Origin of the sequence: Streptomyces sp. NPDC007929 (assembly GCF_042959065.1) — a bacterium.
Lineage (GTDB): Bacteria > Actinomycetota > Actinomycetes > Streptomycetales > Streptomycetaceae > Streptomyces.
The window spans coordinates 26,672-41,417 of sequence record NZ_JBIBKD010000006.1; the positions used below are offsets into that span (position 1 = coordinate 26,672).

The 14,746-nt window shown below is 73.2% G+C and carries 18 protein-coding genes; 10 read left to right on the plus strand and 8 right to left on the minus strand.

From position 1 onward, the window contains the following. Positions 1-69 precede the first annotated feature (69 nt). Genes ACFZDE_RS20750 through ACFZDE_RS20765 form a run of 4 tightly spaced genes read right to left on the minus strand, consistent with a single transcriptional unit; the run spans position 70 to position 3,120 of the window. Positions 70-984, minus strand: a complete 915-nt coding sequence (locus tag ACFZDE_RS20750; protein ID WP_391201477.1) for a hypothetical protein — start codon at positions 982-984, stop codon at positions 70-72. Then, positions 981-1,850 carry an ABC transporter permease gene (locus ACFZDE_RS20755; protein WP_391201480.1) on the minus strand — a complete coding sequence of 290 codons (870 nt, stop codon included), beginning with the start codon at positions 1,848-1,850 and terminating at the stop codon, positions 981-983. Before ACFZDE_RS20755 ends, ACFZDE_RS20750 begins: the two co-directional genes overlap by 4 nt. Then, on the minus strand, positions 1,847-2,731 hold the full coding sequence (locus tag ACFZDE_RS20760) for an ATP-binding cassette domain-containing protein (RefSeq protein ID WP_391000297.1): 885 nt from the start codon (positions 2,729-2,731) through the stop codon (positions 1,847-1,849). Before ACFZDE_RS20760 ends, ACFZDE_RS20755 begins: the two co-directional genes overlap by 4 nt. Then, complete coding sequence (locus ACFZDE_RS20765; protein WP_391201483.1) at positions 2,728-3,120, minus strand: GntR family transcriptional regulator; 393 nt, start codon at positions 3,118-3,120, stop codon at positions 2,728-2,730. Before ACFZDE_RS20765 ends, ACFZDE_RS20760 begins: the two co-directional genes overlap by 4 nt. A 111-nt stretch (positions 3,121-3,231) precedes the next feature. Between ACFZDE_RS20765 and ACFZDE_RS20770 the strand changes: the two genes are divergently transcribed. From ACFZDE_RS20770 to ACFZDE_RS20795, 6 genes are all read left to right on the plus strand, one after another. Further along, positions 3,232-3,774, plus strand: coding sequence for a sigma-70 family RNA polymerase sigma factor (locus ACFZDE_RS20770; protein ID WP_391201486.1), 543 nt, complete (start codon positions 3,232-3,234; stop codon positions 3,772-3,774). Next, positions 3,771-4,607, plus strand: a complete 837-nt coding sequence (locus ACFZDE_RS20775; protein WP_391201489.1) for a zf-HC2 domain-containing protein — start codon at positions 3,771-3,773, stop codon at positions 4,605-4,607. Before ACFZDE_RS20770 ends, ACFZDE_RS20775 begins: the two co-directional genes overlap by 4 nt. Next, the gene (locus ACFZDE_RS20780) at positions 4,604-5,464 is read left to right on the plus strand and encodes an ATP-binding cassette domain-containing protein (protein ID WP_391201492.1); all 861 of its coding nucleotides are present in this window, start codon (positions 4,604-4,606) and stop codon (positions 5,462-5,464) included. Before ACFZDE_RS20775 ends, ACFZDE_RS20780 begins: the two co-directional genes overlap by 4 nt. Next, a complete protein-coding gene (locus tag ACFZDE_RS20785) occupies positions 5,461-6,975 on the plus strand; it encodes an ABC transporter permease (protein ID WP_391201495.1) in 1,515 nt (504 codons plus the stop codon). Before ACFZDE_RS20780 ends, ACFZDE_RS20785 begins: the two co-directional genes overlap by 4 nt. After that, entirely contained in the window at positions 6,966-7,592 is a 627-nt protein-coding gene (locus tag ACFZDE_RS20790) for an ABC transporter (protein ID WP_391201498.1), read from the plus strand. The genes ACFZDE_RS20785 and ACFZDE_RS20790 overlap by 10 nt, the downstream gene beginning before the upstream one ends. Positions 7,593-7,704: 112 nt before the next feature. Next, positions 7,705-8,646 (plus strand): LysR family transcriptional regulator, encoded by a 942-nt coding sequence (locus ACFZDE_RS20795; protein ID WP_391201501.1) that lies wholly within the window; start codon positions 7,705-7,707, stop codon positions 8,644-8,646. Here the strand turns inward: ACFZDE_RS20795 and ACFZDE_RS20800 are convergent. From ACFZDE_RS20800 to ACFZDE_RS20810, 3 genes are read right to left on the minus strand one after another with little or no spacing between them, the layout of a single operon-like run. After that, a complete protein-coding gene (locus ACFZDE_RS20800; protein WP_391201503.1) occupies positions 8,636-8,833 on the minus strand; it encodes a DUF397 domain-containing protein in 198 nt (65 codons plus the stop codon). The two genes, ACFZDE_RS20795 and ACFZDE_RS20800, sit on opposite strands and share 11 nt — an antisense overlap. Before the next feature lie 40 nt (positions 8,834-8,873). Next, positions 8,874-9,074, minus strand: a complete 201-nt coding sequence (locus ACFZDE_RS20805; RefSeq protein WP_391201506.1) for a DUF397 domain-containing protein — start codon at positions 9,072-9,074, stop codon at positions 8,874-8,876. Continuing rightward, the gene (locus tag ACFZDE_RS20810) at positions 9,058-9,897 is read right to left on the minus strand and encodes a Scr1 family TA system antitoxin-like transcriptional regulator (RefSeq protein ID WP_391201509.1); all 840 of its coding nucleotides are present in this window, start codon (positions 9,895-9,897) and stop codon (positions 9,058-9,060) included. The genes ACFZDE_RS20805 and ACFZDE_RS20810 overlap by 17 nt, the downstream gene beginning before the upstream one ends. A gap of 146 nt (positions 9,898-10,043) precedes the next feature. Here ACFZDE_RS20810 and ACFZDE_RS20815 point away from each other — a divergent pair, with 146 nt between their 5' ends. Then, positions 10,044-10,265: a hypothetical protein gene (locus tag ACFZDE_RS20815; protein WP_391201512.1), complete on the plus strand. Its 222-nt coding sequence runs from the start codon at positions 10,044-10,046 to the stop codon at positions 10,263-10,265. Continuing rightward, positions 10,262-10,609 (plus strand): hypothetical protein, encoded by a 348-nt coding sequence (locus tag ACFZDE_RS20820; protein WP_391201515.1) that lies wholly within the window; start codon positions 10,262-10,264, stop codon positions 10,607-10,609. Before ACFZDE_RS20815 ends, ACFZDE_RS20820 begins: the two co-directional genes overlap by 4 nt. Here ACFZDE_RS20820 and mshD read toward each other — a convergent pair. After that, positions 10,566-11,492 carry a mycothiol synthase gene (mshD, locus tag ACFZDE_RS20825; protein WP_391201518.1) on the minus strand — a complete coding sequence of 309 codons (927 nt, stop codon included), beginning with the start codon at positions 11,490-11,492 and terminating at the stop codon, positions 10,566-10,568. The two genes, ACFZDE_RS20820 and mshD, sit on opposite strands and share 44 nt — an antisense overlap. A gap of 158 nt (positions 11,493-11,650) precedes the next feature. Here mshD and ACFZDE_RS20830 point away from each other — a divergent pair, with 158 nt between their 5' ends. Both ACFZDE_RS20830 and ACFZDE_RS20835 read left to right on the plus strand, forming a co-directional pair. Continuing rightward, on the plus strand, positions 11,651-13,477 hold the full coding sequence (locus tag ACFZDE_RS20830; protein ID WP_391201521.1) for a 5'-nucleotidase C-terminal domain-containing protein: 1,827 nt from the start codon (positions 11,651-11,653) through the stop codon (positions 13,475-13,477). Between the two features lie 58 nt (positions 13,478-13,535). After that, a complete protein-coding gene (locus ACFZDE_RS20835) occupies positions 13,536-14,744 on the plus strand; it encodes an LmeA family phospholipid-binding protein (RefSeq protein WP_391201524.1) in 1,209 nt (402 codons plus the stop codon). The last annotated feature ends 2 nt before the right edge of the window (positions 14,745-14,746 follow it).

The window sequence follows — 14,746 nt, forward strand, 5'->3', positions numbered from 1 at the left end:
GCTTCCACGGGCCGGGGAAATGCCGGGTCGCGCGTCCATCCCCCCGTGGAAGGACGCGCGGACCCGGGTTCAGGGGAGGCGGCGGGCCAGGAGGAGGAAGGCGGCGGCCGTCGCGGTGCCGGCCACGGCCAGCAGCAGGCCCGTTTCCACGTACTGGAGCGGCCAGAAGTGTGACTCGGGGTGGAAGGTCGCGCGGCTGGGCCCGGCGCCCTGCCGGGCGGGGTCGGACCAGGTGACCTGGAAGGCCGAGCGGGGCAGTTCGAGCGCGCCGGCCTCGGTGCGGGTCACGGTCGGCCAGAGGTACTCCCGGAAGCGCTCCAGGAGGCCGTGCAGCAGCAGGGAGGCGGCGAGGGCCACGCCCGCGGCGGGCAGGGCGCGGCGCCACACCAGTCCGGCCAGGGCGCCGAGGGCGAGACCGGCCAGGGCGTAGCCGACGGCCACCGGGCCCGTCGAGACGAAGGCGTCCGGGTGGTACCAGTCGCCGACCAGGTCGGGGTCGCCGTCGCCGCGCGCCCAGGTGTTCAGCAGGAGGAGTCCGCTCGTGCCGGCGGTGAGCAGGGCGGCCGGGACGGCCAGTTTCACCGCCAGCCAGCGGACCGGGGTGACGGACTGGGTCCAGGCCAGCTGGGCGGTGCCGTGCTCCAGCTCGCGGCCGATCAGGGCGCCGCCCGCCCAGGCGGCCACGGGGAACATCAACAGAGACAGGGCGGTCGCCACAGCGGACATGCCGTCCCGGTACGTCGCGTCGGCGGTGATCGCGTCGACCGCCGCGCAGGAGGGGAGCCCGCCGCTGGGGGGTGTGGCGCAGGCGCTCGATCCCGCCCGGGCCTCGTCCCCGAGGGAGTGCAGCCAGACGAGGGCGAGCGCCGCGAGCGCCAGGGCCGGCAGCGACAGGGCGAGGGCGGCGCGGTGTGTCCGGCCGACGGCCCGGAGCAGGCCGCCCGGCCGGGCGGCAGGGGCGGCGGCCGTGGTGAGGGCGGTCATACGGCGGCTCCGGTGCGGCGGCGCAGGACGAGGAAGGCGGCCGCGGTGGCCAGGGCGGCGACGGCCAGCACGATGCCGGTCTCGACGAGCTGGAGGGGCCAGAAGTGGGACGAGGGGTGCTTGTGCATGAGAGAGGGCGTCCCGGGCGGGGTGGGCCACAGGTGCGGGCGCAGCTCGTCGAGTTCCCAGATCAGGAACGACACGGCCAGGACCGCGACGCCGAGGGCGGGCAGCGCGCGGCGCAGGAGCACGCCCGCCAGGACGCCGAGGGCCAGGGCGGCCAGGGGGTGGACGGTGGCGAGGATGCCGTTGGCCTCGAAGATGCTGTCGTCGTGCCATGCGCGCCAGCCCATGGCGCGGGACAGATCGCTGTGCGAGGACCACAGAGCGCGGTGCACCAGGGTCACCGCGAGGGTGCCCGGGACCAGCAGCAGTGCCGGGACGGCCAGCTTGGCGGTGAGCCAGCGGGCCGGGGTGACCGACTGGGTCCAGGCCAGCTGGGCGGTGCCGTTCTCCAGCTCGCGTCCGATGAGTGCCCCGCCCGCCCAGGCGCCGGTGAGGACCGGCACCAGGGAGAGGAGGCCGACGGCGAGCGTGGCGACCGTCTCGTACCGGAGCATCGCGGGCCCGGGCATGTCGCAGCCCAGGTTCGGGATGCCACTGTGGCAGCCCATCGCCCGGTGCTCGGCCCATGCGGCATTCGCGCCCGGGCCGAGTGCCCAGAGCAGTGCCACGGAGGCCACCGCCACCAGCCCGATCCAGAAGAGCAGCGCCGAGCGGTGCACCCGCAGCATGGCGAGGCACAGGCCACGCGGCCCCGGGAACCGGCGGGCGGCGACGGGCGCCACGCCTGTCACGGCGGTCATACGGCGGCCTCCCGCGCGTCGAGCAGCAGCGGCGGGGCGTCGGGGGAGCGCAGGTGGCCCAGGACGACCTCCTCCAGGGAGGGCCGCTCGCCCCGCAGCCCGTCGCCGAGGGGGCCCGAGGGGCGGACCAGGGCGGTCAGCTGGCGGCCGGTGGTGCGGGACTCGACGACGGTGTGCGGGTCCAGGACGTCGTCCGCCCGGCCGGTGACCAGGGTGTGCGCGGCGAGCAGGTCGTCCAGCGGCCCGGCGAGCCGGACGCGGCCCGAGCCGAGCAGCAGTAGGTGGTCGCAGGAGCCCTCCAGCTCCGATACGACGTGCGAGGACATGACCACGGTGGTGCCGTGCTCGGCTGCGTCGGCCATCAGCGTGGCCGTGAGCTGGTGCCGTGCGAGAGGGTCGAGGTCGGCCATCGGCTCGTCCAGGAGCAGCAGTTCGGGGCGTTTGCCGAGGGCGAGGGCGAGTGCGACGCGGGTGCGCTGGCCGCCGGAGAGCGCGCGGATCTTCGTGTCCGGGTCGAGGTCGCCCTCGGCGACGATCCGCCCGGCGGTCCGGGCGTCCCAGCGGCGGGGGTTGAGGTCGCGGCCCAGGAGCAGGGTGCCGGCGATGGTGAGCTGGGGGTGCAGGGGCTTGTTCTGGGCGACGTACGCGAGCCGCTCGCGGGCCGCGGCCGGGGTGGTGCCGAGCACGGTGAGGGTGCCCTCGGTGGGGCGCAGCAGCCCGGCCGCGAGGGCGAGCAGGGTCGACTTGCCGGCGCCGTTCGGGCCGGTGAGCGCGCAGACGCTGCCCACGGGGAGCCGGAAGGCGCAGCCGTCCAGGGCGGGCCCGCGGCGTGGCCGGAACCTCTTGCCCAGTCCGGCCGCCTCGATGGCGGTGTCGGTCATGCGTCCCCCTCGGATGCCGCGAAGTGTGTGTCGAGTACGGAAGTGAAGAGGGCGGCCACGTCCTCGCGCTCCAGGCCCGCCTCGCGCGCCCGGCGTGCCCAGGCGTCCAGTTCCGCGCGGAGCGGGGAGTCGGCGGGGGCGGTGCTCAGGGACTTGCGGACGAAGGTGCCCAGTCCCCGGCGGGCCTCCACCAGGCCCTCGCGCTCCAGCTCCCGGTAGGCCTTGAGGACCGTGTTCGGGTTGATGGCGGTGGCCGCCACGGCCTCGCGGGCGGTGGGGAGGCGGTCGCCCGGCTCCAGGAGGCCCAGGCGCAGGGCCTGTTTGGTCTGCTGGACGATCTGGACGTAGGTGGCCACGCCGCTGCGCCGGTCGATGCGGTATTCGACCACTGCTTGAACCACCCTTTCACTAATTGAGTAGTGAAAGGGTGGTGGAAGGGGAGCCGAAAAGTCAAGCGTGGTTTCGTGAACCGTTCGGCCCGGGCTGTCCGATGAGGAGATGTGAGCGATACGAGAAGCGACGGGGAGCTGCTGCGGGCCATCACCGCGGACGCCGACCGGCGCGCCTTCGAGGAGCTGTACCGGCGCTACGCGCCCTGGCTCCGGGCCCGGTTGCGGGGGCGGTGCGCCGATCTCGGGGTCGTCGACGACGTCGTGCAGGAGACGTTCCTCGCGGTGTGGCGGGGCAAGGCCCGCTACCGGGAGGACGGCGACGCGGCCGGATGGCTGTGGCGCGTCGGGTCGCGGCTGCTGGTGGACGCGCTGCGCGGCGACGGGGCGCGCGGGCGGCTGCGGCAGGCCCTGGCCCGGCTGCGGCACCGGGACGAGGTGTCGGCGGAGGAACGCGTGCTCGCGGGGGTGGAGCACGGGGACCTCGCCGGGGCCCTGGTCCGGCTGTCGCCGGAGCTGCGGGCGGTGTTGCAGGCGACGGTCATCGACGGGCTGACGACCCGCGAGGCGGCCGTACTGCTCGGGATTCCGCCCGGGACGGTCAAGACGCGGGCCATGCGGGCCCGCAAGCAGCTGCGGGAGGCGTTGGCATGAGCTGGCACGTGTCCGATGAGGATCTGCGCGCCTACGCGCGGGGGGAGTTGGCGGCCCCCCTGCTCTGGTCCGCCGACACGCACCTGACCTCCTGCGCCCGGTGCCGCGCCGCCCTGGCCGAGGCCGGCGACCCGGCCGTCCTCGACGCCGGGTGGGAGCGGCTCGACGCCGAGCTGGACGCACCCCGCACGGGGCTGCTGGAGCGGCTGCTGGTGCGGATCGGGGTGGCAGGGCACACCGCGCGGCTGCTGGCGGCGACGCCCGTGCTGCGCCGGTCCTGGCTCGGGGCCGTCGTCGCCGTGCTGCTGCTGAGCGTGGGGGCCGGGCACGTGGTGCGCGGCGGGGAGTTCCCCACCCTGTTCCTGGCCCTCGCGCCGCTGCTGCCGCTGGCCGGGGTGGCGTTGTCGTACGGGCCCGCGCTGGACCCCACGTACGAGATGGCCGTCGTCGCGCCGATGCACGGGTTCAGGCTGCTGATGATCCGGACGGTGGCCGTGCTGGGCGTGGCGCTGGGGCTGAACGGCCTGGCGACCCTCGCCCTGCCCGCCTACGGCTTGCGCGCACTGGCCTGGCTGCTGCCCGCGCTGGCGCTCACCGCGACCGGGCTCGCGCTCACCCCCCGGCTCGGGCCGGTGGTCGCACCGTCCCTGGTCGGCGGGGCCTGGGTCGGGCTGCTGCTGACCGCCGACGCGGTGCGCACCGGCGCGGACGTGCCGCTCGCGCCCTTCACCCCGGCCGGGCAGGGCGTGGCGGCGCTGGTCGCCGCGCTCGCCGCCGGGCTGCTCTTCCTGCTCCGTGACCGATTCGACCTCTTCCAGGGACGTGCCGTATGACCCCGACCGTGTCCGCCTCCGGGCTGAGCCTCCGCTACGGCGGCACCCGGGCCCTCGACGACGTGTCGCTGCGCCTGACCGCCGGCGTCACCGGGCTGCTCGGCCCCAACGGCGCCGGCAAGACCACACTGCTGCGGGTGCTCGCCACGGCCCTGCCCGCCGACCGGGGCGCCTTCACCGTCCTCGGGCTCGACCCGGGCACCGCCCGCGGCCGTCAGGAGGTACGGCGCCGGCTGGGCTACCTGCCGCAGACGCCCGGCTTCCACCCGGACTTCACCGCCTTCGAGTTCGTCGACTACGTGGCGATCCTGAAGGAGATGACCGACCGCCCCGCCCGGCACCGGGAGGTGCGCCGGGTGCTCGGCGAGGTCGGCCTCACGGACGTGCGCGGCAAGCGGATCCGCAAGCTGTCCGGCGGCATGCGGCAGCGCGTCGCCCTGGGCGCCGCCCTGGTCGGTGAGCCCGGATTCCTGGTCCTCGACGAGCCGACCGTCGGGCTCGATCCCGAACAGCGCATGCGGTTCCGGGAGTTGATCGCCCAGGCCGGGGAGGGGCGGACGGTCCTGCTGTCCACCCACCAGACGGAGGACGTGGCGATGCTCTGCCACCGCGTCGTCGTCATGGCCGGGGGCCGGGTGCGCTTCGAGGGCACCCCGGCCGAACTGACCGCGCGGGCCGCCGGGCACGTGTGGAGCAGCACCGAGCGCGACCCGGGCGCGAAGGCGGGCTGGCGCACCGGCACCGGGACCTTCCGCAACGTCGGGGACCCGCCGGCCGGCGCCGACCTGCTCGAACCCACCCTGGAGGACGGCTACCTGCTCACCCTCGACGACGCCGTAGCGGAGGTGGCCGCGTGACCACGCTCGTGGAGAAGCCGCTCGCCCCCGGGACCCGGAGCGAGTCCGGCGGGCCCTTCAAGGCCGTACTCGCCCTCGCCCTGTTCGAGTCCCGCCGGCTGCTGACCCGGATCCCGGTGCTGCTCGCCTTCGCCGGGTACCTCGGCTGGACCGTGTGGCGCGCCGGGAAGGCCTGGGGCGACCACCCCGCCCTCCAGGACGCCGACCGCGCCACCCAGAACGCCCCGCTGCTGGTCGGCCTCGCGGTCCTGCTGTCCGTCAACCACGCCGCGCTGCGCTCCCGGCGGTACGGCACCGAGCAACACTTCGCGGTGCTGCCGCTCCCGCAGTGGTGCCGTACGGTCGCCCACGCCCTGTCGGTCGTGGCCGTGGCCCTGGTCACCGCCGTGTGCGTGGCCGGGCAGTTCGGCCGGGAGGCACTGCGGCCCGGGGCGATCGGGCACGGCTCGCCGGCCGAACTCCTCGTCGGGCCGCTGACCGTGCTGCTGTCGGGGCTGGCCGGGCTGCTCCTGGCCGTGCTGGTCAGGTCGGTCCTCGCGGCCCCGCTGCTGGTCGTGTTCGGGCTCTTCCTGTTCGCCTTCCTCTCGGGCACGGGCGACGGCGCCGGCCGCTGGCTGATGCCGGCCGTCGCCGAGTCCACGAGCAACACCCTGCCCTCCGACCTGCTGGGCCGGCCCGCCGCCTGGCACGCCCTGTACCTCGTCGGACTGGCCCTGACCCTGGGCCTGGTGGCGGTCCTGGCCGCCGGTGGCCGCAAGCCGGCCGTCCTGGCCGGTACCGCTGCGGCGCTCGCCATGACGCTGACCGGCGCGGTGGCCCAGTCGGGCGGCGATTCGCCCGGGCTGGTCAAGGCCCGCGAACGCGCCACGGTGCACCCCGAGCAGACGCAGACCTGCGCCCGCCGGGACGGCTCCACCTACTGCGCGTTCCCCGAGTGGGGCCCACGGGTCGCGGACTGGGCCACGGTGGTGGACCGGGTCCGCTCCCTGGCCGGGGGCACCGCCCACGAGCAGGACATCGTCGTACGGCAGCGGGTCGAGGCGCGCTACGGCCTCTCCGGTGACGGCGCGCTGGCACCGCTGGAGCGTCCGCACGAGGTGACGGTGGGCACCCGGTGGGGCGGCAACCGCGTCCCCGAGTTCGCCGCGGCCGTGGCCGGTGTGCTGATCGCGGGCGACGAGAAGGCGTCCACCTCGATCTGCGACGCCCGTGTCGTCCCCCTCATGTGGCTGGCCGTGGGCTGGGAGTCCGACCCCCTCGACGCGCTGCGCCACGTCCGGCTCGACGACAGCATCAGCGGCTCCGCCATGGTGCTCCAGCCCACGGACGGGCTGTCCATGACCACGGCCCAGACCGAGGTGCTGCGCGCCCTGCTCGACCTGCCCCGCGACGAGGCCGGTGCCCGGGTCAAGGACCACTGGCGTGAACTGACCGCGCCGAAGCTCACTGCGGCCCGGGCCGCCGAGCTGCTGGACCTGCCCGCGCCCGACGGGGAGGACAAGTGCTCCTGACCCATCACCTGGTGCTCCCCGTCCACCGGACACTGCCCTGGGGGACGGTCGGCGCGGCCGGGGCGCTGGGGCTGCTGTTCACCGCCTTGGCCCGGACCGGCGAGAGCGCGGAACGGCTCTCCCTGTATCTGCTGCGGGCCGCGATCCTCGCCTTCGCGGTGGGCCTGGCCTTCCTCCTGGACGACCCGGCCCGGCACACCACCGCAGCCGTGCCGACCCCGCGCCCGGTCCGGTTCGGCATGCGCGTCGCCCTGGCCGTCCCGGCCGCGGCGGCCTGGTGGACGGCGGCCCTGCTGCTCGTGCCGCCGGGCGCACGGCCCCCGGTGGGCGACATCACCCTGGAGGCCGGGGCGGCCTGCGCCCTGGCCGTGACCGGCGCGGCGGCCGCGGTGCGCTTCAGCGAGGTCACCCGCCCCGGACCGCCGGTCGCGGGCGGGCTGCTGACCACGGCCGTCCTGGTGATGCTGCTCTGGCCCGGGCGCTGGGCGCTGTTCGTGCCCGTGGAGGACGCGCGGTGGGCCGCCGCCCACGACCGGTGGGGCGTGGTGCTGACCGGGGCGGTGCTGCTGGGCGCGGTGTGCGCGGTGGAGCCGCTGCGGCGGCGGGTGCGGTTCTAGGCCGGGGCCGGGCACATCTGTCGGTTGTGTGATGCACCTGTGGCGCGCCCATCGAGACGGGAGTCCTACGGCTCGCCGGACAACTACTTGTTGTGTGGCTAGGCTGCCCGCCGTGGACCTCAAAGCCGTACGCGCCTTCGTCGCGATCGCCGACTCCGGGCAGTTCCAGAAGGCCGCCGTGGACCTCGCCCTCACCCAACAGGCCGTGTCCAAGCGGATCGCCGCGCTGGAGAAGGACCTCGGGGTGCGGCTGCTGGTCCGCACGCCGCGCGGGGCGGAACTCACCATCGACGGGCAGGCCCTGCTGCCCCACGCCCGCGCCCTGCTCCAGGCGGAGGAACGGGCGGTGGCCGCCGTGCGGCCCGGCGACCGGGCGCTGCGGGTGGACGTCGTGGGGCGCCGGGTCGCCACGGCGGGACTGGTACGGGACTTCCACCGGGCGCACCCGGAGATCACGCTGGACGTCGTCACCCTGTATGGAGTCGACACGGCGGTCGCCGCCGTGCGGGACGGGTCCGTCGACGCCACGTTCCGGGCCGTCACCATGCCCGGGCACCGGCTCCCCGACGGCATCACGGCGACCCCGGTCCTCGACGAGCCGATGCGGCTCTGCGTCGGCCCCGGCCACGCCTTCGCCCGGGCCGACTGGGTGACGCCGGCTCAGCTGGCCGGACACCGGATCTGGATGCCGGGCAACGAGCCGGGCACGGAGTGGGCCGCCTACTACGACGAACTCGCCGCGACCTTCGGCCCGACCATCGACACCATCGGCCCCAACTTCGGCATCGAGGCCCTCCTCGACACCATCGCGGAGTCCCCGACCCTGGCGACCTTCCTCAGCGAACGCACCCCGCTGGTCTGGCCGACCGGCCACGACCTGCGCCTGGTCCCGCTGCGGGACCCGACCCCGGTCTACCCGCACTCCCTGCTCTGGCGCCCGGAAAACCTCCACCCGGGCCTGACCGCCCTGCGCGCCCACCTGGCGGCCCAACCCCGACTCACCGACGACGAGACCTGGCGCCCGTCCTGGGCGACCCCGGCAGTCAGTCGGTGACGTACGTAAGGAACGACGCCCAGGGGCTCGCGCCGAACACGAGTATCGGGCCTTGGGGCTGCTTGCTGTCGCGGACCGGGATGATGCCGGGGCAGTGGTCGGCGACCTCGACGCAGTCGTTGGCTCCGCCCTCGCTGTAACTCGACTTGCGCCACTGCGCGGTGCTGAGGTTGGAGGCCTCGCTCATACTCTGCACTCCTCCAGCTGCCGAACTGTCGGGGCCGGTGTCATCGACTCCTGACGTCCGCCAGGAACGACGTCCACGAGGTCGTGGCGAACACGAGTATTGGGCCCTGGGGCTGCTTGCTGTCGCGGACCGGGATGATGCCGGCACAGTTGTCGGCGACCTCGACGCAGTCGTTGGCTCCGCCACCGCTGTAGCTCGACTTGCGCCACACTGCGGCGGTCAGGTCAGGGGTGTGCTTCATGATGCCGGTGCTCCTTCAGTACGGCACTGATGAACGTCAGCGAGTCCGACGGGGGCAACGCCGGGTCGCGCAGCCGATCGTAGGACAATCGCTCCCGGAGGACCTCGTCCGGATCCTCGATCAGCCGACTGCATTCGTTGCCTTCCTTGTAGGCAACGGCACTTGCGTCCCGCTGCCACAGCAACGTCAGCGAACCGGTCATATGGTGATGCACCCCTGCGGAGAAGGGGAGTACCTGGAGCGCCATGTTGTGCTCCAGCGCGGCTTCTTCCAGACGGACCAGCTGATCAAGCCAGGTCTGGTGGCTGGCGGCGGGACGCCGGAGTGCGGTCTCGTCCAGGATGATGCGGACATCCGGCTGCGGTTGTCGCCGCAGCAGGTACTGCCGCCCCATCCGCGCCGCCACCTGTTCCTCCACCCAGTCGTCGCCGTCGGCTGTTGTCTGGGCCCCAGACAACACCTCCCGCGCGAAGTCCTCGGTCTGCAACAGCCCAGGCACACCTGGCGTGAACAACCACATGATCCGCGCCGTCGCCTCCAGCTCCATGAACCGCTTGTACTGGTCATGGAACGCGTCCAACCGCGCGGCGCGCCAGTGCCGAACCAGCAGGTCACCGGCCCCGTAGTACCCGTCCAGGTCCTCCATGACGGTCACCTTGGAGAGCCGCTGGCCCGACTCCAGCCGGCTCAGATAGCTCTTCTCGTAGCCGGTGTCCTCAGCCAACTGCCCCAGGGACTTTCCGGCCTTCTCCCGCAGGACCCTCAGCGTCTGCCCGAGCATCGCCCGCCCGGAAACCGGCTCCGCGTCAACCTTCTCGCCCATGTCACCCCTCCCCGTTGCCTGCGCCGCCAGACAACGCCAGACCTCTTCCGCAGCGTACGGGTCATCAGTGACGATCAGGGCACGAACGGTAATCACCGCTCGTCAACCCCGCCTTCCCTCCCCCTGCCCTGAGAAGGGACGCTCCCGTGCGCCTGCTTATCGCCGAACTCTGCGAGTCCCTGCTGCTCGCCCTCCTGCGGAGCCTGCTGCCCGCGCGAGGGCGGCATCGAACGGCGACGGTGTCGGCCCGGCGGCCCCCGGCGCTGCCCGAGAGCCCGCCGGTCCCCTGCCCCCGGTACCCGGAACCCCCGCTCATGGACAGCCCGCTCGTCCGGCCGTACCTACGCGCCGAGAAGGTGTTCGTATGAGGCTGCTCCCCTGGACCGGGACCGACGGACGGCCCTGTTACCTCAGCACCGACGACCCCGACAGCCTGCTCTCCCGGCTCGCCGATGACATCGAGGCCGCTCAACTGGCCTCCGCCGAGCAGGTGCTCGGCGGTGCCAGGGCCGTGCCCGGCGACACCGGGGCCGGTGAGCGCGCGCTGCGTTTCGCACTGGTCAGGGCGGTGGAGTCGCTGGGGGAGGTACTGCGCGTCGCCGCGAGCCGAGGTGAGCGAGTCGCCCGCCCGCGATGCCCTGGCCCGGAATCCTCCGGCCCCTCCTCCGTCACGTCTCCGTCCGGTACATCAGGTCCGCCTCGTGCGTGGTGAAGCCCAGTCGTTCGTACACCGACACCGCCGCCTTGTTGTCGGCGTCGACGTAGAGCATCGCGGTCGGCAGGCCCTGCCCCGCGAGGTGCCGCAGGCCGATCGTGGTCAGGGACTTGCCGAGGCCGCCGCCCTGCGCGCCGGGGGCGACGCCGAGGACGTAGACCTCGCCCAGGCCCTCCTCGGCGTGCACCTTGGTCCAGTGGAAGCCCACGAGTTCGTCGCCGCGGAAGGCGAGGAAGAAGCCCTCGGGGTCGAACCACGGCTCGGCCTTGCGGTCGTCGAGGTCGCGCTGGGTGAGGGAGCCCTGCTCGGGGTGGTGGGCGAAGGCGGCGGCGTTCACCGCGAGCCAGGCCGCGTCGTCCTTGCCGGGGACGAAGGTGCGGACCGTGACACCCTCGGGGAGGACCGGCTCGGGTGCGTCGAAGTCGGTCAACGGCCGTCGCATCTGACGCAGTTCGCGGAACAGGGTGAGGCCGAGGACCTGCGCGAGATGCCGGGCGGCGGAGTGCCCGCCGTGCGCCCACACCCGCAGCCGCTTGCCGGAGGCCGCCAGCAGGGCCGAGCCGAGTGCCCGCCCGTGCCCGTGCCCGCGGTGCCCGGGGTGCACGACCAGCTCGGCGGCCGGCGGCTCCACCAGGTCCGTGTCCTCCAACTGGGCATAACCGACAAGCTCCCCGCCGACGGTCAGCAGCAGATGGGACACGCCCTCCCGCTCCCCGCCGCGCAACTGCAACCGGCCCTGTTCGGACACCGCCTGTTGCCCGTCGGTCCCGGCCGCCTCGTCGAGCAGTCCGAGTACGGCCTCGGTCTGCTCCGCGGAGAGCGCGGCAAGGGTCTCGATCGAGCGGGGGCGTCCGGGCCGTACGGTGTCGTCGCTGGTCATGCGTACGAGGGTACGGGGCCGCACCGGCAAAACGGCGGCAAAGAAGCAACCCAGCCGTAACCACGAAACACCTGTTGCGCTACGCGCGTTGACTCTAGGCTGCGCCGGACGGCAACACCGTCCGAGCAGAACCGACAGCAGACCCACAGGGGGGGCGTATGCCAGCCACTTCACCGGCGTCGGCGCACCAGGAGCGCAGACGTCGTACCAACCGTTTCGTCGCTCTCACCGCCGGTGTCGTCACCGTCGGCGCGCTGGCCGCCGCGGCGCTGCCCGGTTCGGCCAGTGCCGGAGAGAAGCACCGCAAGGGCGGGCACGGACACGGGCACGGCCGCTACCAGGACGTGCAGCTGCTGTCCTTCAACGACCTGCACGGCAACCTGGAGCCGCCGGCCGGTTCCTCCGGGCGGGTCACCGAGCAGCAGCCCGACGGGACGACGAAGACCATCGACGCCGGTGGTGTCGAGTACCTCGCCACGCATCTGCGGCAGGCCCGCAAGGGCGAGAAGTACTCCATCACGGCCGCCGGCGGCGACATGGTCGGCGCCTCCCCGCTGATCTCCGGCCTCTTCCACGACGAGCCGACCATCGAGGCGCTGAACAAGCTCGACCTCGACGTCACCTCCGTCGGCAACCACGAGTTCGACGAGGGCGCCAAGGAGCTGGCCCGTCTCCAGAAGGGCGGCTGCCACCCCAAGGACGGCTGCTACACGGACAAGAAGTTCAAGGGCGCCGACTTCCCCTACCTGGCCGCCAACGTCCTCGACGAGAAGACGAGGAAGCCGATCCTCAAGCCCTACTGGGTGTGGAAGAAGAACGGCGTCAAGGTCGGCTTCATCGGAGTGACCCTGGAGGGCACCCCGGACATCGTCTCCGCCGAGGGCGTCAAGGGCCTGTCCTTCAAGGACGAGGTCGAGACGATCAACAAGTACGCCAAGGTGCTCCAGAAGCAGGGCGTGAAGTCGATCGTCGCGCTCCTGCACGAGGGTGGTTTCCCGGCGTCGACGTCGTACAACTACGACTGTGACTCCCCGGGCGCGGGCGACGGCATCTCCGGCCCGATCGTCGACATCGCCAAGAACGTCACGCCGCAGGTGGACGCGCTGGTCACCGGCCACACCCACAACGCGTACGTGTGCAGCATCGACGACCCGGCGGGCAAGCCCCGCATGGTCACCTCGGCCGCGTCCTTCGGCCGCCTCTACACCGACACCACGCTGACCTACGACCGGAAGACCGGCGACATCGCCCGTACGGCCGTGAAGTCGGCGAACCGCGTGGTCACCCGGGACGTCCCCAAGGCGCCCGACATGACCCGGCTGATCAGCAAGTGGAACACCCTGGCCGCGCCCATCGGCAACAAGCCGATCGGCTACATCTCCGGCGACATCGGCAACACCGGCAGCGAGTCCCCGCTCGGCGACCTCATCGCCGACGCCCAGCTCGCCCACGGCAAGCAGCTCGACCCGGAGACCGACCTGGCGCTGATGAACCCGGGCGGCATCCGCGCCCCGCTGACCTACGCGGCCAAGGCCGGTGAGGGCGACGGGGTCGTCACCTACGCCGAGGGCTTCACGGTCCAGCCGTTCGCCAACACCGTGAACCTCCAGGACTTCACGGGCGCGCAGGTCGTCCAGGCGCTCAAGGAGCAGGTGTCCGGCCCGAACGAGGCATCCCCGAAGATCCTCCAGGTCTCCTCCGGCCTGACGTACACGCTGGACCTCACCAAGTCCGGCGCCGACCGGGTGGTCACCGACAGCATCAGGCTGAACGGCGCGCCCATCGACCCGGCGGCCACCTACCGCGTCGCGACGAACAGCTTCCTCGCGGGCGGCGGCGACGGCTTCCCGACCCTCGGACAGGGCACGAACGACGTGGTCGGCAGCGACGACCTGACGGCCCTGGAGCAGTACCTGACCGCCAACTCCTCGGCCACCAGCCCGATCGCGCCGCCGAAGGCGGACCGCATCACCATCGTGAAGTAAGTCGCATACCCGGGGTTCAGGTTGCGGGTGGGGGAGGTACGCATGATCGGATGGATCGATGCGTACCCCCCACCACCTAGATGCGCATCCCCGACCGAACCCGTACGAGGAGCTCGCCGCCCTCGATGACGGGCCTTTGGAGGAGACCCCTCTGGAGGAGTTCCTCACGGAGGAACGCGACGCGGGCGCCGAGGACGCCTGGACCCCGCCGGACCACCGCCGCGGCGGCAGGCGACGCAGGAAGAATCGTTTCGCGGGCCTGCCGCTCGCGGTGAAGGCGGTGGTCGGCCTGGCCGTCCTCGCCTCCTTCACCGCCCTCGGCGACCGCTGGGCCGTGCTCTACGCCGAGCACCGGGCCGCCGGCACCCTCAAGGACCGCCTCGACCTGGCCGCGGCGCCCGAGGTGGAGATCGGCGGCTTCCCCTTCCTCACCCAGCTCGCCGACAAGCGGCTGGACTCGGTGAAGGTGACCGTCCCGGACGTCGCCGCCGACCGGGTCTCCCTGGCCAAGGTGTCGGCGACGGCCCACGACGTGACGCTGAACGCCGACGGCCTCACCTCCGTGCGCGGCGCCCACGTGCCCCGCTTCGACGGGGACGTCCAGCTCACCTTCGCCGATCTCAACCGTGAACTCGGCGCCTCCCAGGTGACGTTCACCGGCGAGGGCCGCGACCGGGTCCGGGCCGACGGCACCCTGCCGGTCGCCGGGCACAACCTGCGGGTGCGCGCCGAGGCGCGGATCCGGCGGCAGGGCGAGCGGGGCATCGCCACGGAGATCGGCAAGATGCGCCTGGACATCGGCGAACTGGCCACCTACCGCCCCGGCACCCGCGCCTCGGAGGGCCTGCACCTGACGGCCAAGGGCACCGCCGACCTCGCCCGGGAGACCCGCAAGGCCAAGGCACTGCTGTCGGTCCCGGCCATCGTGCGGCGGATGGGTGTGCCCGAGGCTACGGTGCGCGAGGCGCTGGCCGACGACGGCAAGCTCGCCGAGCTGACCGGCTCCCCGCGCTTCGCCCGCCAGGCCGCCGGCCTCAACCTCATCGACCTGGCCCTGGACAACCCCGAGGTCATGCGCCGTCTGGGCCTCGACCCCAACCTGCTCGACTCCCTGGCGGGCCTGACCCGCCCGGTCCTCGCCGACCGCCTCTCCCTGGCCTTCGAACTGCCCGAACCGGACCAGGGGAACGTGCGGTTGCAGGACGTACGGGTGGAGGAGAACGGAATCCGGGTGCGGGTGTCGGGGTCGGGGCTGACGGTGGGATGAAA

Excerpts from the sequence above, each read along its gene's own strand:
- ACFZDE_RS20810 (WP_391201509.1), bottom strand. The coding sequence starts at position 9,897 with ATGGGCGAGAAGGTTGACGCGGAGCCGGTTTCCGGGCGGGCGATGCTC.
- ACFZDE_RS20780 (WP_391201492.1), top strand. The coding sequence starts at position 4,604 with ATGACCCCGACCGTGTCCGCCTCCGGGCTGAGCCTCCGCTACGGCGGC.
- ACFZDE_RS20750 (WP_391201477.1), bottom strand. The coding sequence starts at position 984 with ATGACCGCCCTCACCACGGCCGCCGCCCCTGCCGCCCGGCCGGGCGGC.
- ACFZDE_RS20775 (WP_391201489.1), top strand. The coding sequence starts at position 3,771 with ATGAGCTGGCACGTGTCCGATGAGGATCTGCGCGCCTACGCGCGGGGG.
- mshD (WP_391201518.1), bottom strand. The coding sequence starts at position 11,492 with ATGACCAGCGACGACACCGTACGGCCCGGACGCCCCCGCTCGATCGAG.
- ACFZDE_RS20820 (WP_391201515.1), top strand. The coding sequence starts at position 10,262 with ATGAGGCTGCTCCCCTGGACCGGGACCGACGGACGGCCCTGTTACCTC.
- ACFZDE_RS20805 (WP_391201506.1), bottom strand. The coding sequence starts at position 9,074 with ATGAAGCACACCCCTGACCTGACCGCCGCAGTGTGGCGCAAGTCGAGC.
- ACFZDE_RS20755 (WP_391201480.1), bottom strand. The coding sequence starts at position 1,850 with ATGACCGCCGTGACAGGCGTGGCGCCCGTCGCCGCCCGCCGGTTCCCG.
- ACFZDE_RS20835 (WP_391201524.1), top strand. The coding sequence starts at position 13,536 with ATGCGTACCCCCCACCACCTAGATGCGCATCCCCGACCGAACCCGTAC.
- ACFZDE_RS20830 (WP_391201521.1), top strand. The coding sequence starts at position 11,651 with ATGCCAGCCACTTCACCGGCGTCGGCGCACCAGGAGCGCAGACGTCGT.
- ACFZDE_RS20800 (WP_391201503.1), bottom strand. The coding sequence starts at position 8,833 with ATGAGCGAGGCCTCCAACCTCAGCACCGCGCAGTGGCGCAAGTCGAGT.
- ACFZDE_RS20760 (WP_391000297.1), bottom strand. The coding sequence starts at position 2,731 with ATGACCGACACCGCCATCGAGGCGGCCGGACTGGGCAAGAGGTTCCGG.